This window comes from Myxococcus sp. MxC21-1, from assembly GCF_032612255.1.
GTDB lineage: Bacteria > Myxococcota > Myxococcia > Myxococcales > Myxococcaceae > Myxococcus > Myxococcus virescens.
This window is the reverse complement of sequence record NZ_CP123278.1, coordinates 4,763,691-4,788,672: the sequence shown is the minus strand read 5'-3', so window position 1 is coordinate 4,788,672 and position 24,982 is coordinate 4,763,691. Positions and strand designations below refer to the sequence as shown.

The following is a 24,982-nucleotide window of genomic DNA, read 5'->3' as shown; positions in this document are numbered from 1 at the left end:
GGGCAGGCCGTGCGGGTAGGGGAGCGGTGGACGGCGAAGGAGGCTCCGGGTGTCCGGAGCCGGCGAACTCGGAGGCGGCAGTGAAGAAGGAGCACCACGTCAACCTGTCTTGTTCGTTCTGCGGCAAGTCGCAGCGCGAGGTCCGCAAGCTCATCGCGGGCCCGACGGTCTACATCTGCGACGAATGCATCAAGCTGTGTAACGACATCATCGCGGACGAGAACGAGCGCGAGGAGGGCAAGCCCCAGGTCAGCTTGCCGACGCCGGCGGAGATCAAGGCGTTCCTCGACGACTACGTCATCGGACAGGACCAGGCGAAGAAGGTCCTCGCGGTGGCGGTGTACAACCACTACAAGCGCATCTATCAAAAGAAGCCGAACTCCCGGCCGCGTCCTGGCGTGAAGGGCCCCACCGGCGAGGAAGTGGAGCTGAGCAAGAGCAACATCCTGCTCATCGGTCCCACGGGAAGTGGCAAGACGCTGCTGGCCCAGTCGCTGGCGCGCTTCCTCAACGTGCCCTTCACCATCGCTGACGCCACCAGCCTCACCGAGGCCGGCTACGTGGGCGAGGACGTGGAGAACATCATCCAGAACCTCCTCCACAACGCCGACTACGACGTGGAGAAGGCCTCGCGCGGCATCGTCTACATCGACGAGATCGACAAGATCGCCCGCAAGGGTGACATGCCCAGCGCCACCCGCGACGTGGGCGGCGAGGGTGTGCAGCAGGCCTTGCTGAAGATCATCGAAGGCACCCGGGCCAACGTCACGCCGCGCGGCGGGAAGAAGTACAACCAGCAGGAGTACGTCCAGGTCGACACGACGAACATCCTGTTCATCTGCGGCGGCGCCTTCCACGGCATCGACGGCGTCATCAAGCGCCGCGTGGGCGAGAAGGGCCTCGGCTTCGGCGCGAAGATCACCCACCGCGAGGAGCGCAGCGTGGGTGAGCTGCTGGCGCTGACCGAGCCGGAAGACCTCATGCGCTTCGGCATGATTCCGGAGTTCATCGGCCGCCTGCCGATGATCGCCACGCTGAACGACCTGAAGGAAGAGGACCTGGTCATCATCCTCTCGCAGCCGAAGAACGCCCTGGTGAAGCAGTACCAGAAGCTCTTCGAGATGGAGAAGGTGAAGCTGACCTTCACGAGGGAGGCGCTGCGCGCCATCGCCCGTGAGGCGATGCGCCGTCACTCCGGAGCGCGCGGCCTTCGCGCCATCCTGGAGGATGCCATGCTGGAGATCATGTACGACGTGCCGTTCCGCGAGGGTGTCAAGGAGTGCAAGATCACCGAGCAGGTCATCACCAAGCACGAGGCGCCCCAGCTCGTCATGGAGAAGGAGAAGAAGACGGCCTAGCGGCGTCTTGCTTCTCCCGGTGTCCCAAGGCCCTGCTTCCCTCACGGGAGGCGGGGCCTTCGCTTTCAGGGCGCGGGCAGGGTGACGATGAACTCGGCCCCGGCGCCGGGCGCGCTCTCCACGCGGAGGTCACCCTGGTGCTCCTGGACGATGTCGTGGCACAGGGAGAGCCCCAGCCCCGTGCCCACGCCCGCGGGCTTGGTGGTGAAGAAGGGGTGGAAGAGCTTCTCGCGGAGGTCCTCGGGGATGCCCGGCCCGTTGTCGCGGATGCGCAGCTCCACCTTGCTTCCGACGCGGCGGGTGCTCAGGTGCACCTGGGGCGTGAAGCCCGCGCCGGCCTGCTGTTGATGTTGCGCCGCGGCGTAGAACGCGTTGTCGAGGATGTTGGTGAGCATCCGGCTGATGTCGCTGGCCACCAGCTCCACGATGCCCACGGTGGGGTCCAACGTGGTCTCCATCTTCACGCTGGCCCCGCCGGGACGGCTGCGCAGGCCCTGCACCGCCAGGTTCACACTTTCGCGCACCAGCAGGTTGAGGTCCGACTTGGAGCGGGTGCCCTCCGACTTGCGCGAGTGCCGGAGCATCGTCTTGATGATGTCCGAGGCACGCGTGCCGTGGCTGTGGATGCGCTGGGCGTTCTGCTTCAAGTCCTGGAGCGTCTCCAGCACGTCCTCGCGGGCCTCGCTGTCGAGCCGGTCCGCCATGCCCTTCAGCGTCTCCTCCAGCTCGCCGGCCAGCCGTGAGGACAGGTTCGAGAAGTTGTTCACGAAGTTGAGCGGATTCTGGAGCTCATGGGCGATGCCCGCGGTGAGCGCGCCCAGGGACGCGAGCTTCTCCTGCGCCACGAGCTGGCGCTGCATCTCCTGAAGCCGGGTGAGCGTCTCCGCCAGCTCGGCGTTCTTGTGCTGGATTTCGGCGGTGCGCTCCTCCACGCGGCGCTCCAGCGTCCGGCTGTACTCCTCCAGGCTGGCGTAGAGGTCGGCGTTCTCCAGGGAGATGGCCGCCTGGAACGACAGCAGGCGCAGCACCTCCAGCCGCTCCGGGGTGAAGGCGCCCCGCGTGGCGTCGTTCTCCAGGTAGAGCACGCCCGTGAGCGAGCCCTGCTTCAAGAGTGGGCTGCACAGCAGGGACTTGGGCTGGGCGCTGCGGACGTAGGGGTCCTCGGAGAACGGCTCTTCCGCTGAGGCGTCGTGGAGGAGCACCGTCTCTCCGGTGCGCACCACGTAGTGGATGATGGAGGTCGGCAGCGACGCGGAGGACTCCATGGGGATGGGCGCCTCGAGCACCACGCCATCGCCGTCCACGGAGCCTTCCGCCGCGATGACCAGGCCCTCGGTCCGTTTCAGCAGCAGCAGGCCCCGGCGCGCGCCCGCGTTCTCGATGACCAGCGTCATCAGCTTGCGCAGCAGCTTGCCCAGGACGATTTCGCCGGACAGCGCGCGCGCCGTCTTGATGACGGACGCCAGGTCCAACGCGGCCAGGGACGCTTCGGTGGGGGCATCCGTGCGCGTGGGCGCGGGGGCGGACGGCAAGAGCCGGGGATGCTCCCGCTCCAGCCGAGCCGCGACGGCGCGGGCCCCCAGCGCAGGTAGGCGGCGCGGGCTTCCTCCAGGTAGGTGCGGGCCACGCGCTCGCGGGCTTGCGTCAGGTGGAACCGTGCCGCGGCCTCGCAGGCCACGCCCTCGTCGAGCGACAGGCCGTACTGGCGCGCCAGCCGGATGGCCCGGTCATACGCATCCGCGGCCGAGTCCCCCTGGCCGTCCAGGCGGGCCCGCTCCGCGTCCAGCAGCTCCGCGCGGGCGCCATAGTTCATGGGGGCGATGCGGGCCCAGCCGCGCATGGACTTGCGGATGGCGTCGATGGCTCGTGACGAGCGAATCCGGTCCAGCGGCCCCAACGTCGGGTGGACCGCCATGAGCGCCAGGCCTTGGAAGAACTTGTACCAGGGCAGGTAGATCTGCCCGGCGATGAGCTCCACCTGGGCGTCCACCGCCGCGGCGCTCTCCAGCGCTCCGCGCGCATCGCCCCACAGCCAGCGGCGCAGGGTGCGTAGCACGTCGCAGGTGGCAATGCCGTTGCCGTAGTCGAGCTGCCGGTACGGCGCGACCAGCTCCTCCTCGCGGGCCTCCACGTCGCCGGTGAAGGCACCCGTGAGGGAGTCGAGCGTGTGCCGCATGTACTCGGTGAAGAGCACGTTCTTGTGGCGGTGGGTGGCCAGGATGTCCCGGTACCGGTCCATGCGCGGGCCACCGTCGGCCAGGCCGTCCCGGGCGATGAGGGCGGTGGCGCAGCCCGCGCTGGACGCATAGCCGAAATACTCGATGTCGCCCGTCTCCTGGCCCTTCTGCGCGGCGGCGAGGAAGTCGCCGACGCAGGCGGACAGCGGCTCCTTCCAGTGCCGGATGAAGAGGTTGAAGACGAAGGTCACCATGGCTCGCAGGCTCTCCGCCTGGAAGCGGTCCAGCGTCTTCAGCGCCAGCCGGCCGTAGCGGAAGCCTTCCTCGGGGTTGCCCAGGTGCACGCTCAACATCAGCCCGTAGCCCACGTAGCCGAACGCGGCCACGCCCGTGGCGCCGTGGCGGATGGTGAGCTGGAGCACGCGGAGCACCACCAGCGGAAAGAGCAGCGGGCGGGCCATGAAGGCCAGCGAGGACAGCTTCACCAGCAGCCGCAGCGTGGCGAGCAGGAGCGGGTCGGTGCACTCGGGGAGGGCCGCCAGGTCCTCGGGCTTGCGCAGGCCCAGGCGCAGCTTCGTCTTCGCCACCGCGGCCAGCACGTGGGGTTGCTTCGGATTCGCGGGCAGGGGCTGGCCCAGCTTGCGCAACACCTCCAGGCCCAGGTCCACGCCGCGCGAGTGCTCGCCCCGGTGTGCGAGGCATTGGAGCCGGACCTCCTGCACGCGGACTTCCTCCGCGCTGTCCACCGCATGGGCCAACGCCGCCGCTGCCAACCGTTCCATCAGCTCGAAGTCCGCGTCGAGGTACGCCGCTTCGGCCGCGTCGACGTGAAGGTCGAAGGCGAGCCGCCGGTCCTTCCGCCAGCCGTCGTCGCCGAGCAGGGACAGGCCCGTGTTCAACAGGCGCAGGGCCGCGGACCAGGCGCCTCGGGACTTGGCGCTGCGGCCGGCGCGCAGGTCCAGCTCCGCCACGCGGTGGCGCTCCTGCTCGTCGTGGAGCACGGGCAACGCCAGGTGGAAGTGGCTGACGAGCTCCGGGAGTCCTTCGTCGAGCCGCTCCGGGGGCGTGTGCCGCAGGAGCAGCCGGCCGATGCGGGCATGGAGCTCCGGATGCACGTCCGCGGGAATCAGCTCCAGCGCGGCCTGCTGCACGCGGTCATGGGTGAACTGATACGTGCCCCCGCTGTCGAGGTCGGCGTCGTCAATGGGCGCGACCAGGCCCGCCTGGAGCACTTCGACGAGCCCCTTCTCGGCCTCCTCGTTCGTACACTCCAGGACGATGGCCAGACTGCGCAGGTCGAACGTATGGCCCAGTGCCGCGGCGATGGGCAGCAGGGCCTGCGCGGCGGAGCTCAGCTCGCGGATGCGAGAGGTGAGCAGCGCCACCACGCCGTCACTGAAATCCTGTCCACGCAGCGCGCTGGCATCCCACCGGAAGCCACCGCCGTCCGCGTCGAAGCGCACCAGCCCGCGCTCGTAGAAGGTGCGCAGCAGCTGCACCGCGTGGAACGGGTTGCCTTCCGTCAGCGACAGCACCAGGTCGTCGAGCTGCGCGTCGGGTTGGCCCTCGGCGGGAGGGAACACGTCCGCGACCAGCCTCGTCACGTCCTCGGGAGACAGCGGCGCCAGGTCGATGCGGTGGACCGGCGTGCCGTGGTCCTGGAGTGCGTGGGCAAGGGACTCCACGGGATGGTCGGAGCTCAGCTCTTCGGAGCGGCACCCCGCGACCACGAGCAGGTGTTCGATGTCCCGGTCCGTCAGGAGCAGCCGCAACAGCTGGAGGCTGGTGCTGTCCGCCCAGTGCAGGTCGTCCAGGACGAGCACCAGGGGATGTTCCCGCGTGGCGAGCGCGGCCACCAGTTTGCGCAGGACCAGTTGGAAGCGCAGCTCCGACTCCGCGGGCCCCAGCTCCGGGACGGGAGGCTGGTCGCCAAGCACCAGCGCCATGCGAGGCACCGCGTCCACCACCAGCCGGCCCATGCCGCCCACGGCTTCGAGGAGGTGCTGACGCCAGGTCTCCAGCTCCTGCTCCTGCCCTCCGAGGAGCGCGCGAGCCACCTCGCGGAAGGCCTCGAAGATGCCGCTGTAGGGCGTGTCGCGGAGGAGCTGGTCGTACTTTCCTCGGGCGAAGTGGCCCTGGCGCTCCGCGACGGGCCGCTTGAGCATCCCAGTGAGGGCCGATTTGCCCATGCCCGCCGCGCCAGAGACGAGCACGAAGGCGGAGCGGCCTGAGGCGGCGCGCTCGAAGGCGTCGCGCAGGGCCGCCTGTTGGGGCTCGCGGCCGTAGAGCTTCTCGGGGACGGCGAAGCGCTCGGGGACGTCCTTGGCGCCCAGCACGAAGGCGGCGACGGGGCCGGGGCCCTCCAGGGCACCCAGGCAGCGCTGGAGGTCCGCCACGAGCCCGTAGGCGCTCTGGTAGCGGTCCTCGGGGGACTTGGCGAGCAGCTTGAGCGCGATGTCGGACAGGGGCTGGGGCAGCTCGGGGTCGACACTGACGGGCGGAGGCGGGGGCAGGGCGACGTGTGCGTGGATGAGGCCCAGCGCATCCGTGTCCGCGAAGGGGCGGCGCCCGGTGAGCAGCTCGTAGAGCACCACGCCCATGGAATAGAAATCTGCCCGCGAGTCCACGCTGCGGTGGGTGCGCCCGGTGCCCTCGGGGAGAGGTATTCGAGGCTGCCCTCCAACCGCTCGGGCGCGAGCGGCGCGACCTCGGCGCGGGGTCTGCGCGTGGCGAGGGTGAAGCCGGTGAGCTTCACGGACTCGCCATCCGTGCCCACGAGGATGCTGCTGGGGTTCAGGTCCCGGTGGAGGATGCCTTGCTCGTGGATGGCACCCAGGGCGCGCGCCAACGACAGCGCGATACGGCATGCGGCGCGCGGCTCCACGCGCCCGTGTGACAGGCGTTGGGTCAGCGTCGCATCACCGAAGCCTTCCAGGATGAGCACGGGCGCGCCGTCCCGCGCTTCGGCCCACGCCAGGGGCCGCAGGACGCCGTCGAGACTCAGGGCGTTCGTCAGCTCCCACTCATGGCGAAGCCGCGTGGTGGCGGCGGGGAGCCGCGCCGCGTCGGGAATCTTGAGGATGACCGAGGCGCCGTCCTCCTCGCGTGTGGCGCGCAAGAGCTGGAAGGCCCCTGCGGTGGTGACCTCTCTGCCGATGCGGTAGCCGGGAACATCCATCATTGCTTCCACCCGTGCGCGAAGGAGCGCACTCCCCGTTGAGGCGGGGAGGGTAGCCCTGGCACTGGGGGCTCGCAACAGAGCGCGGGCGATGTGAGGACGGATGCCTGCCCGCGGGTGAAGTGGAGTGGGCCTCGCGGGTGTGCGATGGATCGAGTCACCGTGCTGAGACCCCCTGGGATGGCTGGCCTGGCCGCACGAAGCGGTGGACGACACGCAATCGTGATTGGCAGTGGTTTCGGTGGATTGGCCGCGGCCATCCGGCTGGCGGCGCGTGGGTGGCGCGTCACGGTGCTCGAGCGGATGGACAGCCCGGGCGGGCGCGCGAACGCCTTCCAGCAGGACGGCTTCACGTTCGACGCGGGCCCCACGGTGATCACGTGTCCGCACCTGCTGGAAGAGCTGTGGGCGCTGGCGGGGCAACGCATGGCGGACCACGTGGAGCTCCGGCCCGTGGCGCCGCTGTACCGGATGCGGTTCCCGGATGGCTCCACGTTCGATTACCACACGGACCGCGAGGCGATGCGCCAGTCCGTGCGGCGACTGTCTCCGCGGGATGAGGCGGGATTCCTGTCGCTGTGCGCCCGCGTGGAGCGGATGTACGAGGCGGGCATTGGGCCCCTGATGAGCACGCCGGTGCCGGACGTGCTGAGCCTGGCGCCCTTCACCCCCGCGCTGGTGCGTGACGAGGCGTTCCGGTCCATGTTCGGCCTGGTGTCGAAGCACATCCGGGACGAGCGATTGCAGCAGGCGTTGAGCTTCCATCCGCTGCTGATTGGCGGCAGTCCCTTCGCGACAGCGAGCGCGGTGTACACCTCGATTCAATTCGTGGAGCGGCGCTGGGGGGCGTTCTTTCCGGTGGGCGGAACTGGCGCGCTGGTGCGCGGCCTGGTGGCGCTATTGGAGTCCCTGGGCGGCGAGGTCCGTTACGGCAGCGAGGTGACTGAGATTGCATTGGAGGGGCGGAAGGCGACGGGCGTGAGGCTCGGGGACGGTACGGGGCTGGCGGCGGACGTGGTGGTGTCGAACGCGGACGCGGCGTGGACGTACCGGTACCTGGTGCCGGGGCATGTCCGGAAGCACTGGACGGACGAGCGCATCAACCGGGCTCGGTACTCGATGAGCGCGTTCCTCTGGTACTTCGGGACGCGGCGCAAGTACCCGGAGGTCGCGCACCACACGCTGCTGTTCGGCAAGGACTTCCGGGGGATGTTCTCTGGACTGGAAGGCCCTGGACAGCCGTCAGCGGACCCCTTGCTCTATCTACACAGGCCCACAGCGACAGACGCGGCGCTGGCTCCGTCAGGCCATGATGCTTTCTATGTCCTGGCGCCGGTGCCGCACCTGGGGAGCGGGGCGGAATGGAAGCAGCGGGCCGAGGCTTTCCGACGAGAGTTGGAGGATCGGCTGTCGCGGACCGTCTTGCCAGGGCTGGGTTCGGAATTGATGACGTCTCGGATGGCGACGCCGGAGTATTTCCGAGACGAACTGCGATCCTTTAAAGGGGCCGCGTTCAGCTTCGCGCCGACGCTTTGGCAGACCACGTTCCTTCGGGCACAGGCCCGGAGCGAGGACGTTGACCGCCTCTACATGGTTGGCGCAGGAACGCACCCTGGAGCGGGGCTCCCCGCCGTGCTGTGCTCTGCCAAGATCGTGGACACAGTCATTCCGCTGGCGTAGCGCCTTTTGCAAGGATCGCGGAACCCAGAGGTGATGTCAGAATTGCCTCAAGAGGTTCAGCCAATAGCGGCTCAATCCGCCGCCACTGTGCGGCTTTCCATCTGCTTTTGATGAGTGCTATGGACGAACAAAACTGCGAATGCTAGAAGCTCGCGAATTCAGGGGGACGGGTGTCAACCCAGTCGTCGTTTGAGCACAGGACGAACTTTCCGAGGCCATACATCTTATGCGATCACTGCTTCACGACATCGCTCATATCGAATTCTGGGTAGAGGACGCGCGGGTGGTCGCTGAATGCTATCAGCGAGTTTTCGGGTTTGATGCCATCGCGGAGGCGGGACCGGAAACGGGCCTTGCCGGGCATCGCTCCATCGTGCTGGCGCAAGGCGATGCCACGTTCGTTGTCACCTCGTCTGTGGATGGCAGCGGCCCCGTCGCGGAGTTCACGCGGCAGCATGGCGATGGCGTCCGCGATGTCGCATTCGCTGTCGATGATGCAACGCAGGCGTTCAACGAAGCGGTTGCGCTGGGGGCCACGCCCGTCGAAGCGTCCGCCGTAGCGGGACTCACCAAGGCTGGACGTACGATTCGTGGCTTCGGGGACGTCGTTCACTCCTTTGTCGAGAGCCGGTCGCTCCCCAGTTTCTTCCGGCCGCTTTCGGCGACCTCGCGTGCCACGTCAGACGTCGGTATTCGATCGCTGGATCACGTCGCCGTGTGCCTGCCCACCGGAGAGCTCGATACCGTTGCTGAGTTCTACAAGCGCGTGCTTGGCTTCGAAGATGGACACGCGGAGTACGTCGAGACCGAGCTGAGCGGGATGAACGCCCGGGTTGTTCAGCGAGGCCCTATCAGGTTCCCGCTGCAGGAGCCGCTGGCGCAGAACCCGACTGGACCCATCGCTGAGTTCCTCACGCTCAACCGCGGGGCCGGTGTCTATCATCTCGGCCTCCTCACTGACGATATCTGCCGCACCCTCCATGGCTTGAGAGGCAAGGTGAAGGCGCTCGACGTGCCAGACACGTATTATGAGCAGCTGCCCACCCGCGTCGCTGCCCTCGACGTGCCCATGGCGGACCTGCGCGAGTTCAAGGTTCTCGTCGATCCAGGGCCGGGTGGAATCCTGCTGCAGACGTTTACGCGCTCGCTGCATCCGCGGCAGACGTTCTTCATCGAGATCATCCAGCGCAAGGGCGCCGTGACCGGCTTCGGCAGTGGCAACATCCGCGCGCTCTTCGACGCCGTGGAGGCAGACCGTATCGCGCTCGCCGCGAACACCGCGAGAGGGTAGGGGGCGCCGCGCTTCCAGCGGGCGCGTCAAGGGAGGGACGAGGCATGTTCGAGCACAACGCGGGTGCTGAATCCAATCCGGTCAATCTGGCGGAATACGCCCGTCTCGCCAGGAAACGCGCTGAACCCTCCGCCTGGGACTTCATCGCCGGTGGCAGTGACGACGAGCGCACCCTGGCAGCGAATCGCGCTGCCTTCGAGCGTTGGACGCTTCGACCGCGAATCCTCTCTGGGCGCGATACGGTAGACGTCTCCGTGCCTCTCTTCGGCAGGACGCTCGCGTCTCCGCTCCTCGTGGCGCCCATTGGCTATCAGGGCCTCGCTCATCCCGCGGCCGAGGTCGCTACTGTGCAAGGGGCTGGCGCGGCACACACCGCGATGGTCGTCAGCACCATGTCCAACCGCACCCTCGAGGACCTCGCGAGGGCGGCGAGCGCGCCCCTCTGGTTTCAGCTCTACTGTCTGAAGGATCCGGAGCTGACCTTGTCACTGGTTCGCCGTGCGGAGTCCGCTGGATACGAGGCGCTGGTGATTACCGTTGACATGCCGCGCATGGGCCGCCGCGAGCGCGACCTGCGCAACGGCTTCGCGCTGCCCGCGCATCTGCGGCCCAGCAACCTGCTCATGGAGGCCTCGCCAGAGCTGCACCGCTCCCAGCAGGGCACCTCCGGCGTCGCGCTGCACGTCGGCCAGCTCTTCGACGCTGCATTGAGCTGGAGCACCGTGGCGCGCCTGAAGCAGCAGACGGCATTGCCCGTTCTGCTGAAAGGCGTCCTCACGCGAGAGGATGCTCAACGAGCCGCCTCCGTGGGAATCGATGGGATCATCGTTTCGAACCACGGTGGCCGGCAGCTCGACGGTGCACCCGCCAGCCTGGATGTCCTTCCAGAGGTCGTCGAAGGTGCGGGGGGCCGTTGCCGCATCCTGCTGGATGGTGGCATCCGCCGCGGTACGGATGTGCTGAAGGCTCGCGCGCTCGGCGCCGATGCCGTCCTCATCGGTCGGCCCATCATGTGGGGTTTGATCGCGCGCGGTGCCGAAGGGGTAACCGACGTGCTGCGCCTGCTCCGCGCCGAGCTTGAACAGGCGTTGGCACTCTGTGGTCAGTCGCGCTGGACAGAGATTGACCGCTCGCTGGTCGCCTTGGCACCGCCTTGCGGCGGCGGGTGGAGCGCGCCCGAGGAGGGCTTGTGACCGGGCTCCAAGAGGCGGGCTTGCGGTATGTGACGCAGCAGGAGGTCGCGCGAGTCTCCGACCTGCGGACCTTCGTGGCCGAGCTCCGCGCCGCCTACGCCGAACCCCAGGACCTCGAGACCCCCCCGCGCTCGCTCATCCTGCGCGAGGACCCGTTCCGTGCGTTCGTCGCGATGCCGATCTACAGCGGAAAGCACCAGCTGTTCATCACCAAGGTCGGGGCCGTGGTGCCGCAGGCGCTCTCGCAGCATCCGAGCGTTCATGCGCTCGTGGTGGTGTTCTCGGCACACACCGGGGCGCCGCTGGCCATTCTGGACGGCATGGCCATTACGAATCTCAAGTGCGCCGCGGTGTCGGCCCTGGTGACGGACATCTGCGCCCACGAGCAGGCGGAGGTGCTCGCCATCATCGGCAGCGGCGTGCAGGCACGTGAGCAACTCCGCGGTGTTGGCGCCGTGCGGAAGCTCGGTGAGGTTCGCGTGTACTCACGCAACCCGAACAATGTCCGTGAGTTCATCCGCCGCAACGAAGCGCTCGCGGGCGGTGCCCGGTGGGTCGCCTGCAATTCAGCGGACGAGGCGGTGGCGCCGGCGGACATCGTGAGCACCACGACGACCTCGACCGCTCCGGTGGTTTCGAGCGCAGCGCTGCGGCGAGAGCGCCTCCACATCAATTGCATGGGAGCGCATACCCCTCGCTCGCGTGAGCTCCCGGTGGATGTCCTGGAGACATCCAGGCTCATCGTGGAGGACGTGGAGATGGCGGTGGCTGAGGCAGGAGAGGTCCACCGCCACGCGACGCCGCTCGCCAGGCTGGTGCACCTCGACGCCAGCGAATTGCGCGAGGTTCGAACCGCGTTCTGCTCCACTGGACATGCATTTCTGGATCTTCTCGCCTCAATGCATGTGCTCGAACGCTCAGGCTTGCGAGCCGAATTGACGCGCACCGAGTGACGGGCCTGCCTCCATTCACAGCACGCGTATCGAGGTCGAAAGGGACGAAGCCGCCATGGGGAAGTACCACAACATCAGCAAGATGATCACCGCGAGCGAGAGCAGTTGGCGCGAAGGCGCCGAGCGCGGGCTCATGCACATCCGTACCGGCAAGACGGACACCAGCAAGCTGCAGACCGCTGACGGCCACCAGTTCGTCAACATGGTCTCATGTTCGTACCTCGGGCTGAACAGGCACCCCAAGATCCTCGAAGGGGCGAAGCAGGCCATCGAGCGGGAGGGCGTGCTGAATCATGCCGTTTCGAGGGTGCGGATTGCGCCTGCGTTGCTCGGCGAGGCCGAAGAGGCGCTGGCCACGCTCTTCGAGAGCAAGGCCTACCTCACGCCGTCATGTTTCTACGCTTCAGCGACGGCGTTGCCGTTGCTGTCGTCCGGTCACCTGACGGGCGGCGTCAAGCCCGTCATGGTATTCGACAAGAACTGTCACTTCTCGATGAATATCATGAAGGCCGTTTGTGGGGACGAGACGGAGGTTGTCACCATCCCCCACAATGACATGAACGCGCTCGAGGATGCGTGCAAGACGCACCCCGCCGTGGTCTATGTCTGTGACGGCGCGTACAGTACCGGCGGAGCCGCTCCCGTCCGCGACCTCCTCCAGTTGCAGGACCGGTACGGGCTGTTCCTCTACGTGGATGATTCGCACTCCGTCTCGGTATGCGGTAGGCGCGGTCAGGGAATGTTCCGCCCCCAGATCGGCGATCTGGGCGAGCGCACCATGATTGCAGCTTCACTTGCCAAGTCGTTCGGCACTGTGGGGGGCGTGCTCCTGTTCGGGACCCAGCGGCAGCGCGAGCTCATCGACTACTCCGCGGGGCCTCTCGGGTGGAGCCAGCAGGTGAACGTTCCCGCCATGGGGGCGGCCAAGGCGACCGCGGAGCTTCACATGACGGAGGAGGTTGCCGCGCTCCAGGAGAAGATGCGCTCGAACATGGCCTACCTGGATTCGCTGATCCCCACGCCCTACGCGAACGACGGGTTGCCCATCCGGGTCATCGAGATCGGCGAGTCGGAGCATGCGCTCGAGGTCTCTCAGCGCGTGTATCGCCGGGGCTTCTATACCTCCGCCGTCTTCTTCCCGATCGTCGCGCGCGGCCGCGCTGGACTGCGCATCATGGGGCGGGCGGACATGGAGAAGGCGGACCTGCTCGCCTTCTGTGACGCGGTGAAGGAAAGCGTCGCCGAGGTGAAGGCGGCCGCGTAGGGTGTCGCAGCGGAAGGCGCTCGCTCGTGGTGAGCGCCTTCCTGACGACGGGTTACTTCTTGGCGACGTAGTCCCGGCTCGGAATCAGAATCGACCGCTCGAAGGTGACGACAGTCACATCCTTCTGATTCTTTCCGCGCGTCTCCACCACGACGATGCCCTGGCCAGGCCTCGAGTTGGAGTTGCGCCGCGACAGCACCTCCGATTCGGCGTAGAGGGTATCTCCGACGAACACCGGTTCGGGGAACCGGACCTTGTCCCAGCCCAGGTGGCAAATCGCCTTCTGGCTGACGGTGCTGACCGTCATCCCGTTCACGATGTTGAACGTCACGAGCCCTCCCACCAGGAGGCGGCCGAATTCGGTCTCCGCTGCGTAGTGCTCGTTGATGTGGATGGGGTGCTGATTCATGTTGATCAGCGACTGCCAGATGTTGTCAGTGGCCGTGATGGTCCGGCCAGGCCGATGCTCGAAGATGAGCCCCGGCTCGAGGTCCTCCAGATAGAGTCCCTTGTCCTCGCGGTACCGTCGCTCGCCAACCTGGATGTATGCTGATTTCTGCATGTGTTCGCTTCTCCCGTGTGGGCTATCAGCCAATTCGAGCGGATGGGTCCCGCCCGCGCTCTTCCGTTCCGCCGGGTGACCCGGATGCTTGCTGAGACGTGTAATAGTCCAACATCAGCCGCGCCTTGGCGACGAAGGGCGGGGCGATGACCGAGCCATCGACGATGGCGAAGCCGTTGGCCGCGGCTTCGTAGCTGCTGATCGTCCTCTGGTATGTCTCGAGCTCGGCGGAGGGCACCGAATAGACCTTCTTCACGATCGGCACCTGGTTGGGGTGAATGATGGCTTTTGCCATGAAGCCTTCATTCTTCGATTCGCGACACGCGGCTTCGAAGCGGGCCATGTCCTCCACCTCTTCGAAGAGCTTCGTGTCGACGGGTGGGATCCCATATCGCGCACAGGCGACGCAGAACCGCCCCCGGGCCTGCGCGAGGTACGCCTCGTTGGGGCGGTACATGGTGGCGGTGATGTCCGCCTGCCCGAACAGGAGCAGATCGCTCACGGAGGCGATACGCTCGATGTCGTCCATGCCTTCGGGCGTTTCGACGATGGGGAAGAGCTTGACGCCTTTCAGCTTCTCCATCACCGACCTGCAGAGCACCACTTCGTGGTGAGAGCGGACCTTCGGGATCTGCAGGTACTCGATGGGAAGGCGGCCCTCCTCATGACCTCGACAAACGGCATCGAGGTCCCGGATGCCATCCAGGGATGCGAGGTGGTTGATCCGGACTCCGAAGCGGCGACCCCGCTGGGTCAGCGCCCTCAAGTCGAGCTCGGCCAGCCTTTGCCTGGCCTTGGCCTTTGAGGCCGCATGGACGGCGTCCTCGAGATCGATCATCACGACGTCACTGCCAAAGCCTGGATCGTCCCGGGTGGGGTCGAACCGGAGTACGGAGGTATACAGAAAGCAGATGGTCACGCTGGGCTCCTGCTCAATCAACTCGCGATGAGCCCGCCGTCCACCGGCAGGGCCACGCCTGTCACAAACGAAGACTCGGGGGTGCTCAACCAGGCAACGGTGTCGGCGACTTCACGGGGCTCACAGAGCCGGCCCAGAGGGTTCTTCTCACCGACCGCGGCGAGTTTCTCATCGCCAAGGACATCGATTGCCATCTGGGTCCTCACCAGCCCAGGGCAAACCGCGTTGATGCGGATCCGATGCGGCGCATACTCGATGGCCGCGCTCTTGGTGAGCCCGATGAGGCCATGCTTGCTCGCGGTGTACGCACCGCCACCGCTGTAGCTCGCCTTCAGTCCCGCGAGCGAAGCCACGTTGATGATCGCGCAGTTCGGATGGCCCATCATCAACGCAAGCTCCGCCTTCATGCACAGGTAGACGCTGGTGAGATTGAGGTTGATGACCTCATCCCAGATGTCATCTGGATACTGGAGGAGGGGAGTGAAGGAGGCACCATCGGTTCCCGCGTTGTTCACGGCGACCGTGAGGCGACCATAGCGCTCGGTGACCCGGGCGAACAACGCCTGTATCCCCTCCCGTTTGGACACATCCGCGCTGATGAAGTCGCACGCCCAGCTCCGCGCCGCGAAACTCTCGCGAACCCGCTCGCCTTTTTCGGCGTCACGACCGACGACGACGACCTGTGCACCTCCTCGCGCGAAGACTTCGGCACATGCCAATCCGATGCCCGCCGTGCCGCCCGTGACGAGCACGATGGCCCCCTGGAACCTGGTTGATGCATTCATTCGCGTTGAGGGAATCACCTGGTGTGGGATTGACGGAACCGTCCGCTGTATTGGCCGCTGTCTACGCGCGCCCCCGGCGGTCGATGACGCGCTGAAGCTTCCCCAGGCCTCCGCTGACCTCGATCATCGGCGACGCCAACTCAATCTTGAACCGCGAGACTGCTCCAGAGCGTTCCATGGCGGTGAAGGCGGGCACGCGCATCCGAACCCTCTCTTCCACGGCGCGAACATCGGCGCTGGCTCCCGCTGTGCGCGGCGCGTGAGAGATGCGCATCGTGACGACTTCCGCCCCCTCGCGGGTTTCCTGGACCAACTGAACCGACAAGACCAGGATCTCTGGAATGGAGCCGCTCAGCGTCAAACCGAGGTCGTCCACGTCGATGGTCTGGCCGCCGATGTCGTAGAGGCGAGGCTGGGCTCGTCCCAGCAGACGGAACTTGCGCCCTGGCCCTGGAGGTCCAGCCCAGACCCCCCGATCCCCCGTGGGGTAGCGAATGGCCGGCATGAGGGACTTGGTCAGGCTGGTCGCGATGACCGTCCCCGGTTGGCCCTCCTCTTCGATGGGGTTGCCCGATGCGTCGACGATCTCGAGCAGCGCGCACTCATCGTAAACGCGCATCTCCTGCGGACCGCAGGACTCATCCCAGAGCCCCAGGATTCCGGCTTCGTGCGTGGCGTAGACGCTGCCACAGATCCTGGCGTTCGGGTACACCCGGCCGAAGTATGCGAGCTGGTCGTCGGAGATGATCTCGCCTCCGCAGAGCAGCCGGCTGACGTAATCCGGGGTCTTCGAGCGCCCGGCGATCTCCGTGCCGATGTTCAGCAGCGGCACCACCATGCCGATCGCGGCTTCCGGCCGGAACATGTCGAATGCATCTGCGATGAAATCAACCGTCGTGTTGCTGGACATTGCCAGCTCCAAGCAACGGATGGGCGAAACCTGGAGTGCATCGTGGACGAAGAGGTGCGAGGTGTACAAACGCACCGCGGTCGCCAGGTTCGCCACGCGCTGACCCGGTTTGATGACCCCGCTCATCCAGAACATGCGGCCGACCAGCTCAATCGTCGTCCGCCACTCCTCCCGGGTATAGGGAATGACCTTGGGGCTCCCTGTCGTACCCGTGGTCGAGCCGATGAGTCCGTCGAAGACGGTGTCGGTATAGACCTGGCTTCCGTTGAAGTCATTGACAGCCCAGAAGTCCTCCAGGTCGATGATGGGAAGATCCCGCAGCCTCCAGCCACTCCTGGGAAGGTCACGGTAGAGCTTCCGGTAGTAGGGTGACCGCTCTCGTGCCAGGGCGACGAGTGTCTCCAGTGTAAACACTTGCATGGCTGATACCGTTCCGCGGAGTAGAGGTGGATGCCCCTGACGACAGCAAGAGCCGCTCTGCGATGTCAGGGCGCTTCAAACGGATGCTTGACCGAGGTGTGAAATGTCATCTCGCTGGAGGATTCTGACTGCCCCGGGAGCCTCGAAGTGAGCTCAACGAGAAGCTCGGCGCCCGAATCCTTCTTGAGCAGCGCCTCGAGACGCTTGTCCACTGTGTGCCCCGCCTCAATGAGCCTCTGCACGGCCGACGTGAGGTCCCTCCAGATCGCGGGCAGGTAGAGGGCGCCTGCCAGATTGGACCCGAAGATGCTGTGCATCGTAACGACCTGCTCGAACGCAGGGTGACTCGCGACCGTCTTCTCTCCAGAGAGATAGACGGCGCAGCTGTGCGCAAGCATCGCCACCGTCAGCAACAGGTTGCCGTGGAACAACCCGGGATCAGTGATGTCGGACATGCGCTTGATGGAGTCGATGTCCACGAAGCCGCCATCCACGCAGACATTCTGATCGGAGAGGCAGCACCCCTGGCGCTGGTTGTCGAGCGTGCACGGGAAGTAGCCCGCGACCATCAGCCTGGCGGCGAGCTCCACCCAGCTTCGCACCCGTTCCGCTCTGCCCGCCGCGTCGGGATACGCGCTTGTCTTCTCGTGGCGGAGATGCCTGACACGGATGGGTGACCGCGGAAAGTAGTACACGAGCACGCCCAGCGAGTCCTGGAGCTGCTCAGCGACCTCTGCGCCCGTGTCGGAGAGGACCTTCTGAAGCTCGTCCTCATATGCGCGCTGGTGCTCCACGGGCCACCTGAAAACGCCCAGGGGCACCGGGATGGGGGCCTGCTCTTCAAAGGTGGTCCAGAGCGCTTGATTCAGGGCGAGCGCCTTCCTTGCATCGAGGAGGGCTTCACGGAGACGGACCGCGATCGGAAGCTTGTACTCCTGGTACATGAAGAGCTCGATGCGGTTCACATAGGGTCGCCCCGCGGTCATCGTTTGCAGGGCAAGCCGCATGTCCCGTGCGGCCGTCTCGGTACCCTTGAGCGCGATGACACCCTGGTCGAATCCATGGCCATCGACGCAGCGGTACATCGCGCGAACGTGGAACCGCGGCTTGACGAATGGAGGGGCGTGAAAAGGTGCGACGATGTCAGCGGTCGGGATGCGGCCCGTGCTCATCCATTCGCCTGCGATCGCCTGGACCTGGCTGGGCAGTCGACTCCACAGGGCTGGAGCGGCCTCCGCGAGCGAGAACTCCAGAGGCATGTTCTGAAAGGTCACGGTCATTCGTCTATCCGATTCCCAGGCTGGGCAATGCGGCGCTCGCGATGCTTCCGCGGGTGGTGAGCACCACCTGTCGGTTCGCGTTGCGCCGTTCAGGGCAATTGCAGCAATGGCGAGAGACGGCGCGTCTTCAGAAGAAGATGCTGAGATTCTGGGAGTCGAGACTGACCTGGTCCAAATAGATATGCCGACGGCTCACTTGCCAGGAGTCATCGAGCTTCCTGAGGCAGTCCTCCCGACGGCCGAACCACGAATCCTCATCGTTCGCCAGGCGCGAGCGGTAGACGTGGAAGTTGCTCGAGACCTCGAGCTCTCCCTCGCAGCTTCTCCCGGTGATGCGGACGTTGCTCACCAGATGGCGAGTTCGAGACGGCGGGTCCTCGGCCCAGGAGAACCCGGTGTCGAGCTTCTTCACGCGCGCGGTCATCGTCTGCTTGTCATCGTCGAAGTAGGCGGCCTCGCCGGGCTTGGAGAATTCCAGGTGCATGTCGGCGCGGGTCCGGGTCGAACGAACCGGCATCCAGTACTCCAGGTCCTTCGTGAGGAGCGCCAGCCACTCGTTGAACCGGCGCTCATCCAGCAGCGCCGCCTCCATGTAGTAGAACTGCTCGATTTCATGCTGGAGCAGCATCGCCTCGAGGTGGGGCGACATCAGAGGACTCCCTCCGGCCGTGAATGCTCCTGCCTCAGGTGTTTCCAACTGGGGGCGTCCATGAATTCTGCCCAGGCGCGATACATCCACAGCTGCGCATGCTCGTTCATGACGCTGTCGATGCGCGGAGGTGAATTCCCGTCGTTCACGACCTGTCCGTGCCCGAGGCCCATTCCGTAATGGAGCGGGTACGCCTGCGAGAACGCGCCGCTGGCGGCAGAGGTGCACTGCTCGAAGTTCTCGCCGTCGTCCTGCTCGAACATTCCTCCCGGCCCGAAATGGCGGTTGGAGGCTCGGATCTGCATCCGTTGGATCTCGGGATCGGCGTTCTTGTCGACGAGAATCGTCCTCCAGGTCTCTGTTTTCGTCGGACTGATGGGATTGCGAACCATCAGGTCACGCGACCCTGTGTTGACGAACAGGTTCGGGAAGACGTTTTGATTGGCGCGATGGACGTTCTGGCGGAAGGGCCCCAGCTTCCGTTGGACGTCAGGATCGCGGCGCCAGGCTGCCAGGGGCGAGCCCATGTCGACATTCTCGGCGAGCCAATCCGCGTTGTAGCCATGGCCGTATCCAGTCACCATGGTGAAACCCCGGTGCTTGCCAATCGCGAGCTCATCGTTTGTCACCCCGTCACCTTCGGGGTGGCCCGCGAGAACCGCTGAACGGTGCGTCCACAAGGCGTGGTACGTGTCTCCCGCTCCATTGTCCGCGGCCAGCTTCCAATTACAGGCCATTGACCATCGGATCGTGCCTGGTACTGCAACGAGATCGCCCTGGTCGAGTAGCAAATCCAGGCCCCAGCGCATGTCGCCCAGATACTCCTCGAGGGGAGGGGCTTCGGGATCGAAGGTCCCGAAGATGAGCCCCTTATAGCTTGCGACCTGCGCAACGGGGGCCAGACCCCATTGGGAACGGTCGAGATCGCCGTGATAGAGCTCCTTCGCGCCAGGCACGCCCACCAGCTTCCCCGCCAGGTCGTAGGACCACCCGTGATAGGGGCAGACGAACGTGTTGGTATTGCCGCGATCGGCGCGACAGACGCGGTTGCCCCGGTGACGGCATGAGTTCAGGAAGGCCCGGATCTTCCCGTCCCGCCCCATGCACACGAGCACCGATTCGGTGCCCATGAAAACATTCACATAATCGCCTTTGGCGGGGACCTGGCTCTCATGCGCGAGGTAGAGCCAGCAACGGCCAAATATCTGGCGCAATTCATCGCGGAACACCTCTTCGTCTACGAAGATTTCGCGACGAACGAGGCCCTTCTGGGTGTCCACGAGCTGCGAGTATCGGCCGGGCACGGATGCATGCATGGGGCCCCCCTCAGACGCACGACTCTTCATTGTCAGTCCTGATGTGTGCCACGCCAGTCGCACCGTCCATGCGGTGATGGCCACCTGAAGAAGGCTGCTGAACGTCGAAGCCTTGCAGGCCCCCCATCAATCGCTACCTGAGGAGAACGCATCAGGCCTGAAGAGCCCCTCCCGGAAGGTCTCCCATTGCTAGCATCGCCTTCGGTGTCATGTCACGCGGGAATTACGATTGAACCTGTGATGGAGGGAATCCAGGCCTACGAGAGAGTTACGTCATTTGTCGTTCGGAACGGAGCGGGTCCGGGGAGCTCGAGCACCGGCTCGTTCGTGGAGCGGGCCACCTGAAGCGCCGCTCCTCCGCCTGCTGACTGGGCATGCCCGTTGTGGTAACTGGCGCCATGTCCACAGAACGGCCGAAGTACGACCCGGCGAACATCGAACCCCTCTGGCAGGCCCGTTGGGAAGAGCAGCGCCTCTTCGAGGCGCGCAGGCACCCCGGCAAACCGAAGGCATACATCCTCGACATGTTCCCTTACCCCTCGGGGGCCGGGCTGCACGTCGGGCACCCGGAGGGCTACACGGCCACGGACATCATCTCGCGATACTTGCGGATGCGGGGATATGACGTCCTTCATCCCATGGGATGGGACGCGTTCGGCCTGCCCGCGGAGCAGCACGCGCTCGAAACGGGAACCCGCCCGGCGGATACCACCGCGAAGAACATCGCGACGTTCAAGCGGCAGCTCAAGTCTCTCGGGTTCTCGTACGACTGGTCTCGCGAGCTCTCCACGACAGACACGGAGTACGTGCGTTGGACCCAGTGGCTCTTCCTCAAGCTCTTCGAGCGCGGGCTGGCCTATCAGGCCGAGCTCCCGGTGAACTGGTGCGCGGCGCTCGGCACGGTGCTCGCCAACGAGGAGGTCATTGACGGGAAAAGCGAGCGGGGCAGTCACCCGGTGGTGCGGCTGCCGCTGCGGCAGTGGACGCTTCGCATCACGGCGTATGCCGATCGGCTCGCCGAGGACCTCTCGGGGCTGGATTGGCCCGAGACGCGGGAGAAGCAGCTCCACTGGATCGGGCGCAGCGAGGGCGCCGAAGTCGATTTCCTCATCGAGGGCAGCGCGGACCGCCTCCGCATCTTCACCACCCGTCCGGACACGCTCTTCGGCGCGACGTACATGGTCGTTGCACCCGAGCACCCGCTGCTGGAGCGGTTCGCCACGGCGGAGCGGCGCGCCGAGGTTCTGGCCTACCGAGAGGCGACTGCGAGCCGAAGCGAGTTGGACCGCACCGCGCTCACGAAAGCCAAGACCGGCGTGTTCACCGGCTCCTACGCGCTGCACCCGCTCACGGGAGCGCGCCTCCCCATCTGGGTCGCGGACTTCGTGCTCGGCTCTTATGGGACGGGCGCCATCATGGGCGTGCCCGGCCATGACGCGCGTGACTTCGAGTTCGCACGTGCCCTCGGCTTGCCCGTCGTCGAGGTGGTTTCGGCCGACGGCGCCCTGAACGAGACCGGCACGTGGACGGAGGCATTCGTGGGGGACGGCGTCGCGGTGCGCTCGCGCTTCCTCGATGGACTGCGGACGTCCGAGGCCAAGGCGGCCATGCTCGCTCACCTCGAGCGCGAGGGACTGGGCGCACGGCGCGTCCAGTATCGCTTGAGGGATTGGGTGTTCTCGCGCCAGCGCTATTGGGGAGAGCCAATCCCCATCTATTTCCCGGTCGAGCTCGCGGAGGGCTCATCGGACCCGCGGGTTCATCCCCACACCATTCGCTACGATCAGCCTCTGCCCGTGTCCGAGGACGAGCTGCCGGTGCGGCTCCCCGAGCTCGAGGACTTCAAACCGAGCGAGGACCCGGCGGGCCCGCTGGCCCGCGCCTTGGATTGGCGATTCTTCCAGCGCGATGGAAAGTGGTACGCGCGAGAGACCAACACCATGCCTCAATGGGCGGGCTCGTGCTGGTACTACCTGCGCTTCACTGACCCGAAGAACACCCAGGCCATCTTCTCGCAGGAGGCGTACGACGCCTGGATGCCGGTGGACCTGTATGTCGGCGGTTCGGAGCACGCGGTGCTGCACCTGCTCTACGCCCGGTTCTGGCACAAGGTGCTGTTCGACTGCGGCCTCGTCACGCACGCCGAGCCGTTCAAGAAGCTCGTCCACCAGGGAATGATCCTCGGTGAGAACAACGAGAAGATGTCCAAGTCGCGCGGCAACGTGGTGAACCCGGACGACATTGTCCGGCAGTTCGGTGCGGATGCCCTGCGCATGTACGAGATGTTCATGGGGCCGCTGGAGGCGGTGAAGCCGTGGCAGACCAACGGCGTCATCGGCGTGCGGCGTTTCCTTGACCGCGTGTGGAACATGCTCGCGTTCGTGACGGAGGACGCGGGGGGGGCGCCGGCGGAGCTGACCGAGGACGTGCGGCGGCTGCTGCACAAGACGGTGAAGAAGGTGGGGGAGGACATCGAAGCGCTGCGCTTCAACACGGCCGTGAGCGCGATGATGATCCTCGCCAACGCGCTGGTCGAACTCCCGCGCGTGCCGCTCGAGGCGGCCAGGGTCTTTGCGCGGATTCTCTCCCCATTCGCGCCTCACCTCTCGGAGGAGCTCTGGCACCGCTGGGGCGCAAGCGAGTCCATTTCCCTCCAGCCGTGGCCTGAATACGACCCCGCGTTGACCGTGGACGAGCTCGTCGAAATGGCCATCCAGGTCAACGGCAAGGTCCGAGGGAAGCTGCGCCTGAAGCGAGACGCCACGGAGGCGGAGGCGCGTGAGGCCGTCCACCGAGAGCCGGAGCTCATCCCGCATCTCGCCGGGAAGACCGAGCGCCGGTTCGTCTACGTGCCAGGGCGAATCATCAACATCGTCGTTGGCTGATGAGGCCCTACGGGGGGGCGGGATGAGCGGCGAACGGAGGGGAGCGCCCCGAACAGGGGCCCCTTCCGGGCGCCGCGAAGTGCGCCGCTATCAGTCTCACGCTGCTCCAGAATGACTTACGCAGTGCCGCGGCCTGATGGCCGAGGGGAACACAGGCGCCCGGGACTTCCGCGGGCCCTGTTCCTTCGGAATCGACTTTCATCAGGTCCCTGGGGAGGGGTTCATGTGTGGAGTTTTCGGTGCTGTAGACGCACGGGTTGATCGGCTGGCGCTCGGCCGCGCATGCAAGGTGTTGGAGCACCGTGGGCCGGACGGTCAGGGTGCTTTTCTAGACGATGAGACCGGCGTGGGCCTGGCCCACAGCCGTCTGTCCATCATCGACCTGGAGAACGGCGTTCAGCCCTTGTTCGACTCGGCCGGCGAATGCGTCCTCGTCTGTAATGGCGAGGTCTATGACTTTGAAAGGCAACGGCAAGAGCTCGAGGCGGAGGGCTTCCAGTTCAAGACCCGCAGCGACTCCGAAGTCATCCTGGGGCTCTACCAAAAGCACGGCCTGGAGCTGTTCCAGCACCTGCGGGGAGAGTTTGCCTTTCTTCTCTTCGACAAGAAGCGAAAGCGGCTGATTGCTTGCAGGGACCGGTTTGGCATCAAGCCGCTTTTCGTTGCGAACACCGACAACGGTGGCTGGGTCTTCGCCTCTGAAATCAAAGCGATCCTGGCCTCTGGTCTCAAAGAGGCCAGGATGCAGTTCGTCCTGCCGTTTGGCGAACGGAACGAGAACGAGACCCTGTTCCGGGGCATTTACGATCTGCCGCCTGGCACGGCGCTCGTCGTGGACCTGGCTGAGCCCGCGCCTCGTTTGCTGACCTACTGGAGGCCGGACTTCCCCAAGGGAGATGGTGGCGGGGCAGCCAAGGACTTTTCGCAATGGAAGGCAGAGACCGACGCGGCTCTGACGGAAGCCATCCGGTTGCGTCTCCGGGCTGACGTGCCAGTGGGGGTCTACCTGAGCGGGGGAATCGACTCGGCGCTCGTCGCGGCCAAGGTCCGTCGTCTCGGGAATCAGCCACCGCTCGCTTTCACCGTGTCCTTCGCGGACATGCCCAGATTCAACGAGCGCTCGAACGCCGAGCGCATTGCCGAGCACATCGGCGTGGAACATCATGTGCTCGACGTCGAGACCAACGACCTCTGGGAGAATCTCGAGGCCTGTCTCTGGCACAGCGAGGACATCATCTTCGACTTCGCACCGGTTGCGAAGTTCCTGCTCTCCGACTTCGCGAAGAAGCACGTCAGCGTCGTCTTGACCGGGGAGGGGGCGGACGAGGTGTTCCTCGGCTACAAGATGTTCCGGGACAAGCTCCATGGCTACCAGAGGCCGGTGTTCCTCCGCGCTGCGAGCCGCGTTCGCGAATGGTTCGTTCTCCGGTACTGGAAGTTCCTCTACGCGATCGTCAGGGTGCTGACCTTCCGCAAGGAGTTTCGTGCGCCATCGCGCCGTGAGCCGCTGGCGACGCTCTTGCCCAGGCAACCCTTGGAGCAGTCACAGCTCGAGGGGCGCCACCCGCTCCTGAAGGACCAGTATCGGCGCATGAAAGACCATCTCCGGAAGGCGATCCTGGTCTGCTTCGGCGATCGCATGGAGATGGCCCATTCCATCGAAGGGCGGGTTCCGTTCCTGGATCACCACCTGTTCGAGCTCGCGCGCGACATCCCCATCGATTTCAAGATCCATCAAGGGAAGGAGAAGTACATCCTTCGGGAGATTGCCGCGGACCTCGTTCCCGAAGAGGTTCAGGCGCGGGAGAAATGGCCGTTCAGCACCACGGTTCCAACCTTCAATCGTGAGGCGTATCCAGCCTGTGATCGGCTGTGCGACAGCTATCTGACGCCGAGCGCCGTGCGAGAGGCTGGCATTCTGAAGTGGCCCATGATTGCCTTCGCCAGGTTTCTCCGTCGATTTGAAAGGTTTCGCGTCATCGCGGACAGGTTTCTGCTTGTCGCCTGTAGCCTGCAGATCCTTCATCACCTCTTCATCTCACGTGGCGCTGAGTCCTTGGGGGGACACCTCCCAGGCAAGATGTCTTCGAAGTCTGCGGGCCTGCAGATGCGTGAGGACAGGCCGGCGACCGGCGACGTGGCGACAGGGACGTAACCCACCC

The 24,982-nt window shown here is 65.7% G+C and carries 17 protein-coding genes and 1 pseudogene; 8 read left to right on the top strand and 10 right to left on the bottom strand.

The window, feature by feature from the left end:
• The first annotated feature begins 80 nt into the window (after positions 1-80).
• Entirely contained in the window at positions 81-1,358 is a 1,278-nt protein-coding gene (clpX, locus tag QEG98_RS21400) for an ATP-dependent Clp protease ATP-binding subunit ClpX (RefSeq protein WP_090490877.1), read from the top strand.
• A 65-nt stretch (positions 1,359-1,423) separates the two neighbouring features.
• Here clpX and QEG98_RS21395 read toward each other — a convergent pair whose 3' ends face one another.
• From QEG98_RS21395 to QEG98_RS21385, 3 genes and pseudogenes are all read right to left on the bottom strand, one after another.
• Complete coding sequence (locus QEG98_RS21395; protein WP_316567934.1) at positions 1,424-2,752, bottom strand: ATP-binding protein; 1,329 nt, start codon at positions 2,750-2,752, stop codon at positions 1,424-1,426.
• On the bottom strand, positions 2,752-6,162 hold the full coding sequence (locus QEG98_RS21390) for an ATP-binding protein (RefSeq protein ID WP_316562621.1): 3,411 nt from the start codon (positions 6,160-6,162) through the stop codon (positions 2,752-2,754). Before QEG98_RS21390 ends, QEG98_RS21395 begins: the two co-directional genes overlap by 1 nt.
• 83 nt (positions 6,163-6,245) lie before the next feature.
• Positions 6,246-6,713 (bottom strand): annotated as a pseudogene (locus QEG98_RS21385) (protein kinase domain-containing protein); the annotation flags it as partial.
• A 222-nt stretch (positions 6,714-6,935) separates the two neighbouring features.
• Here QEG98_RS21385 and crtI point away from each other — a divergent pair.
• The 5 genes from crtI to QEG98_RS21360 all read left to right on the top strand — a co-directional run bounded on the left by crtI (position 6,936) and on the right by QEG98_RS21360 (position 13,094).
• Positions 6,936-8,393 (top strand): phytoene desaturase family protein, encoded by a 1,458-nt coding sequence (gene crtI, locus QEG98_RS21380; protein WP_316562620.1) that lies wholly within the window; start codon positions 6,936-6,938, stop codon positions 8,391-8,393.
• 226 nt (positions 8,394-8,619) lie between these two features.
• Entirely contained in the window at positions 8,620-9,684 is a 1,065-nt protein-coding gene (gene hppD / locus QEG98_RS21375) for a 4-hydroxyphenylpyruvate dioxygenase (RefSeq protein WP_316562619.1), read from the top strand.
• Positions 9,685-9,728: 44 nt separating this feature from the next.
• Positions 9,729-10,877 (top strand): alpha-hydroxy acid oxidase, encoded by a 1,149-nt coding sequence (locus QEG98_RS21370; RefSeq protein WP_316562618.1) that lies wholly within the window; start codon positions 9,729-9,731, stop codon positions 10,875-10,877.
• 74 nt (positions 10,878-10,951) lie between these two features.
• Positions 10,952-11,830 (top strand): hypothetical protein, encoded by an 879-nt coding sequence (locus tag QEG98_RS21365; protein WP_316562617.1) that lies wholly within the window; start codon positions 10,952-10,954, stop codon positions 11,828-11,830.
• A gap of 55 nt (positions 11,831-11,885) precedes the next feature.
• A complete protein-coding gene (locus tag QEG98_RS21360; protein ID WP_090490509.1) occupies positions 11,886-13,094 on the top strand; it encodes an aminotransferase class I/II-fold pyridoxal phosphate-dependent enzyme in 1,209 nt (402 codons plus the stop codon).
• Between the two features lie 52 nt (positions 13,095-13,146).
• Here the strand turns inward: QEG98_RS21360 and QEG98_RS21355 are convergent, their stop codons facing one another.
• From QEG98_RS21355 to QEG98_RS21325, 7 genes are all read right to left on the bottom strand, one after another.
• Positions 13,147-13,656, bottom strand: a complete 510-nt coding sequence (locus tag QEG98_RS21355; protein WP_090490508.1) for a MaoC family dehydratase — start codon at positions 13,654-13,656, stop codon at positions 13,147-13,149.
• 25 nt (positions 13,657-13,681) lie between these two features.
• On the bottom strand, positions 13,682-14,575 hold the full coding sequence (locus QEG98_RS21350) for an HpcH/HpaI aldolase/citrate lyase family protein (protein WP_316562616.1): 894 nt from the start codon (positions 14,573-14,575) through the stop codon (positions 13,682-13,684).
• A 17-nt stretch (positions 14,576-14,592) separates the two neighbouring features.
• Positions 14,593-15,360: an SDR family NAD(P)-dependent oxidoreductase gene (locus tag QEG98_RS21345; RefSeq protein ID WP_316562615.1), complete on the bottom strand. Its 768-nt coding sequence runs from the start codon at positions 15,358-15,360 to the stop codon at positions 14,593-14,595.
• A 61-nt stretch (positions 15,361-15,421) separates the two neighbouring features.
• Positions 15,422-16,684, bottom strand: coding sequence for a hypothetical protein (locus tag QEG98_RS21340; RefSeq protein ID WP_316562614.1), 1,263 nt, complete (start codon positions 16,682-16,684; stop codon positions 15,422-15,424).
• Positions 16,685-16,755: 71 nt separating this feature from the next.
• Positions 16,756-17,949, bottom strand: coding sequence for a hypothetical protein (locus tag QEG98_RS21335; RefSeq protein WP_316562613.1), 1,194 nt, complete (start codon positions 17,947-17,949; stop codon positions 16,756-16,758).
• A gap of 148 nt (positions 17,950-18,097) precedes the next feature.
• Entirely contained in the window at positions 18,098-18,619 is a 522-nt protein-coding gene (locus QEG98_RS21330; protein ID WP_316562612.1) for a 3-phenylpropionate/cinnamic acid dioxygenase subunit beta, read from the bottom strand.
• Entirely contained in the window at positions 18,619-19,899 is a 1,281-nt protein-coding gene (locus tag QEG98_RS21325) for an aromatic ring-hydroxylating oxygenase subunit alpha (RefSeq protein ID WP_316562611.1), read from the bottom strand. Before QEG98_RS21325 ends, QEG98_RS21330 begins: the two co-directional genes overlap by 1 nt.
• A 434-nt stretch (positions 19,900-20,333) precedes the next feature.
• Here QEG98_RS21325 and leuS point away from each other — a divergent pair, with 434 nt between their 5' ends.
• Together leuS and asnB are read left to right on the top strand one after the other, a co-directional pair.
• Positions 20,334-22,820, top strand: a complete 2,487-nt coding sequence (gene leuS / locus QEG98_RS21320; protein WP_316562610.1) for a leucine--tRNA ligase — start codon at positions 20,334-20,336, stop codon at positions 22,818-22,820.
• Between the two features lie 136 nt (positions 22,821-22,956).
• A complete protein-coding gene (gene asnB, locus QEG98_RS21315) occupies positions 22,957-24,975 on the top strand; it encodes an asparagine synthase (glutamine-hydrolyzing) (RefSeq protein WP_316562609.1) in 2,019 nt (672 codons plus the stop codon).
• Positions 24,976-24,982 lie beyond the last annotated feature (7 nt).

What these genes read in the sequence shown, in the direction of transcription:
- QEG98_RS21395 (WP_316567934.1), bottom strand. Translation starts at nt 2,752, where the DNA reads ATGACGCTGGTCATCGAGAACGCGGGCGCGCGCCGGGGCCTGCTGCTG.
- hppD (WP_316562619.1), top strand. Translation starts at nt 8,620, where the DNA reads ATGCGATCACTGCTTCACGACATCGCTCATATCGAATTCTGGGTAGAG.
- QEG98_RS21370 (WP_316562618.1), top strand. Translation starts at nt 9,729, where the DNA reads ATGTTCGAGCACAACGCGGGTGCTGAATCCAATCCGGTCAATCTGGCG.
- QEG98_RS21360 (WP_090490509.1), top strand. Translation starts at nt 11,886, where the DNA reads ATGGGGAAGTACCACAACATCAGCAAGATGATCACCGCGAGCGAGAGC.
- QEG98_RS21355 (WP_090490508.1), bottom strand. Translation starts at nt 13,656, where the DNA reads ATGCAGAAATCAGCATACATCCAGGTTGGCGAGCGACGGTACCGCGAG.
- QEG98_RS21345 (WP_316562615.1), bottom strand. Translation starts at nt 15,360, where the DNA reads ATGAATGCATCAACCAGGTTCCAGGGGGCCATCGTGCTCGTCACGGGC.
- QEG98_RS21335 (WP_316562613.1), bottom strand. Translation starts at nt 17,949, where the DNA reads ATGCCTCTGGAGTTCTCGCTCGCGGAGGCCGCTCCAGCCCTGTGGAGT.
- QEG98_RS21330 (WP_316562612.1), bottom strand. Translation starts at nt 18,619, where the DNA reads ATGTCGCCCCACCTCGAGGCGATGCTGCTCCAGCATGAAATCGAGCAG.
- leuS (WP_316562610.1), top strand. Translation starts at nt 20,334, where the DNA reads ATGTCCACAGAACGGCCGAAGTACGACCCGGCGAACATCGAACCCCTC.
- asnB (WP_316562609.1), top strand. Translation starts at nt 22,957, where the DNA reads ATGGCCGAGGGGAACACAGGCGCCCGGGACTTCCGCGGGCCCTGTTCC.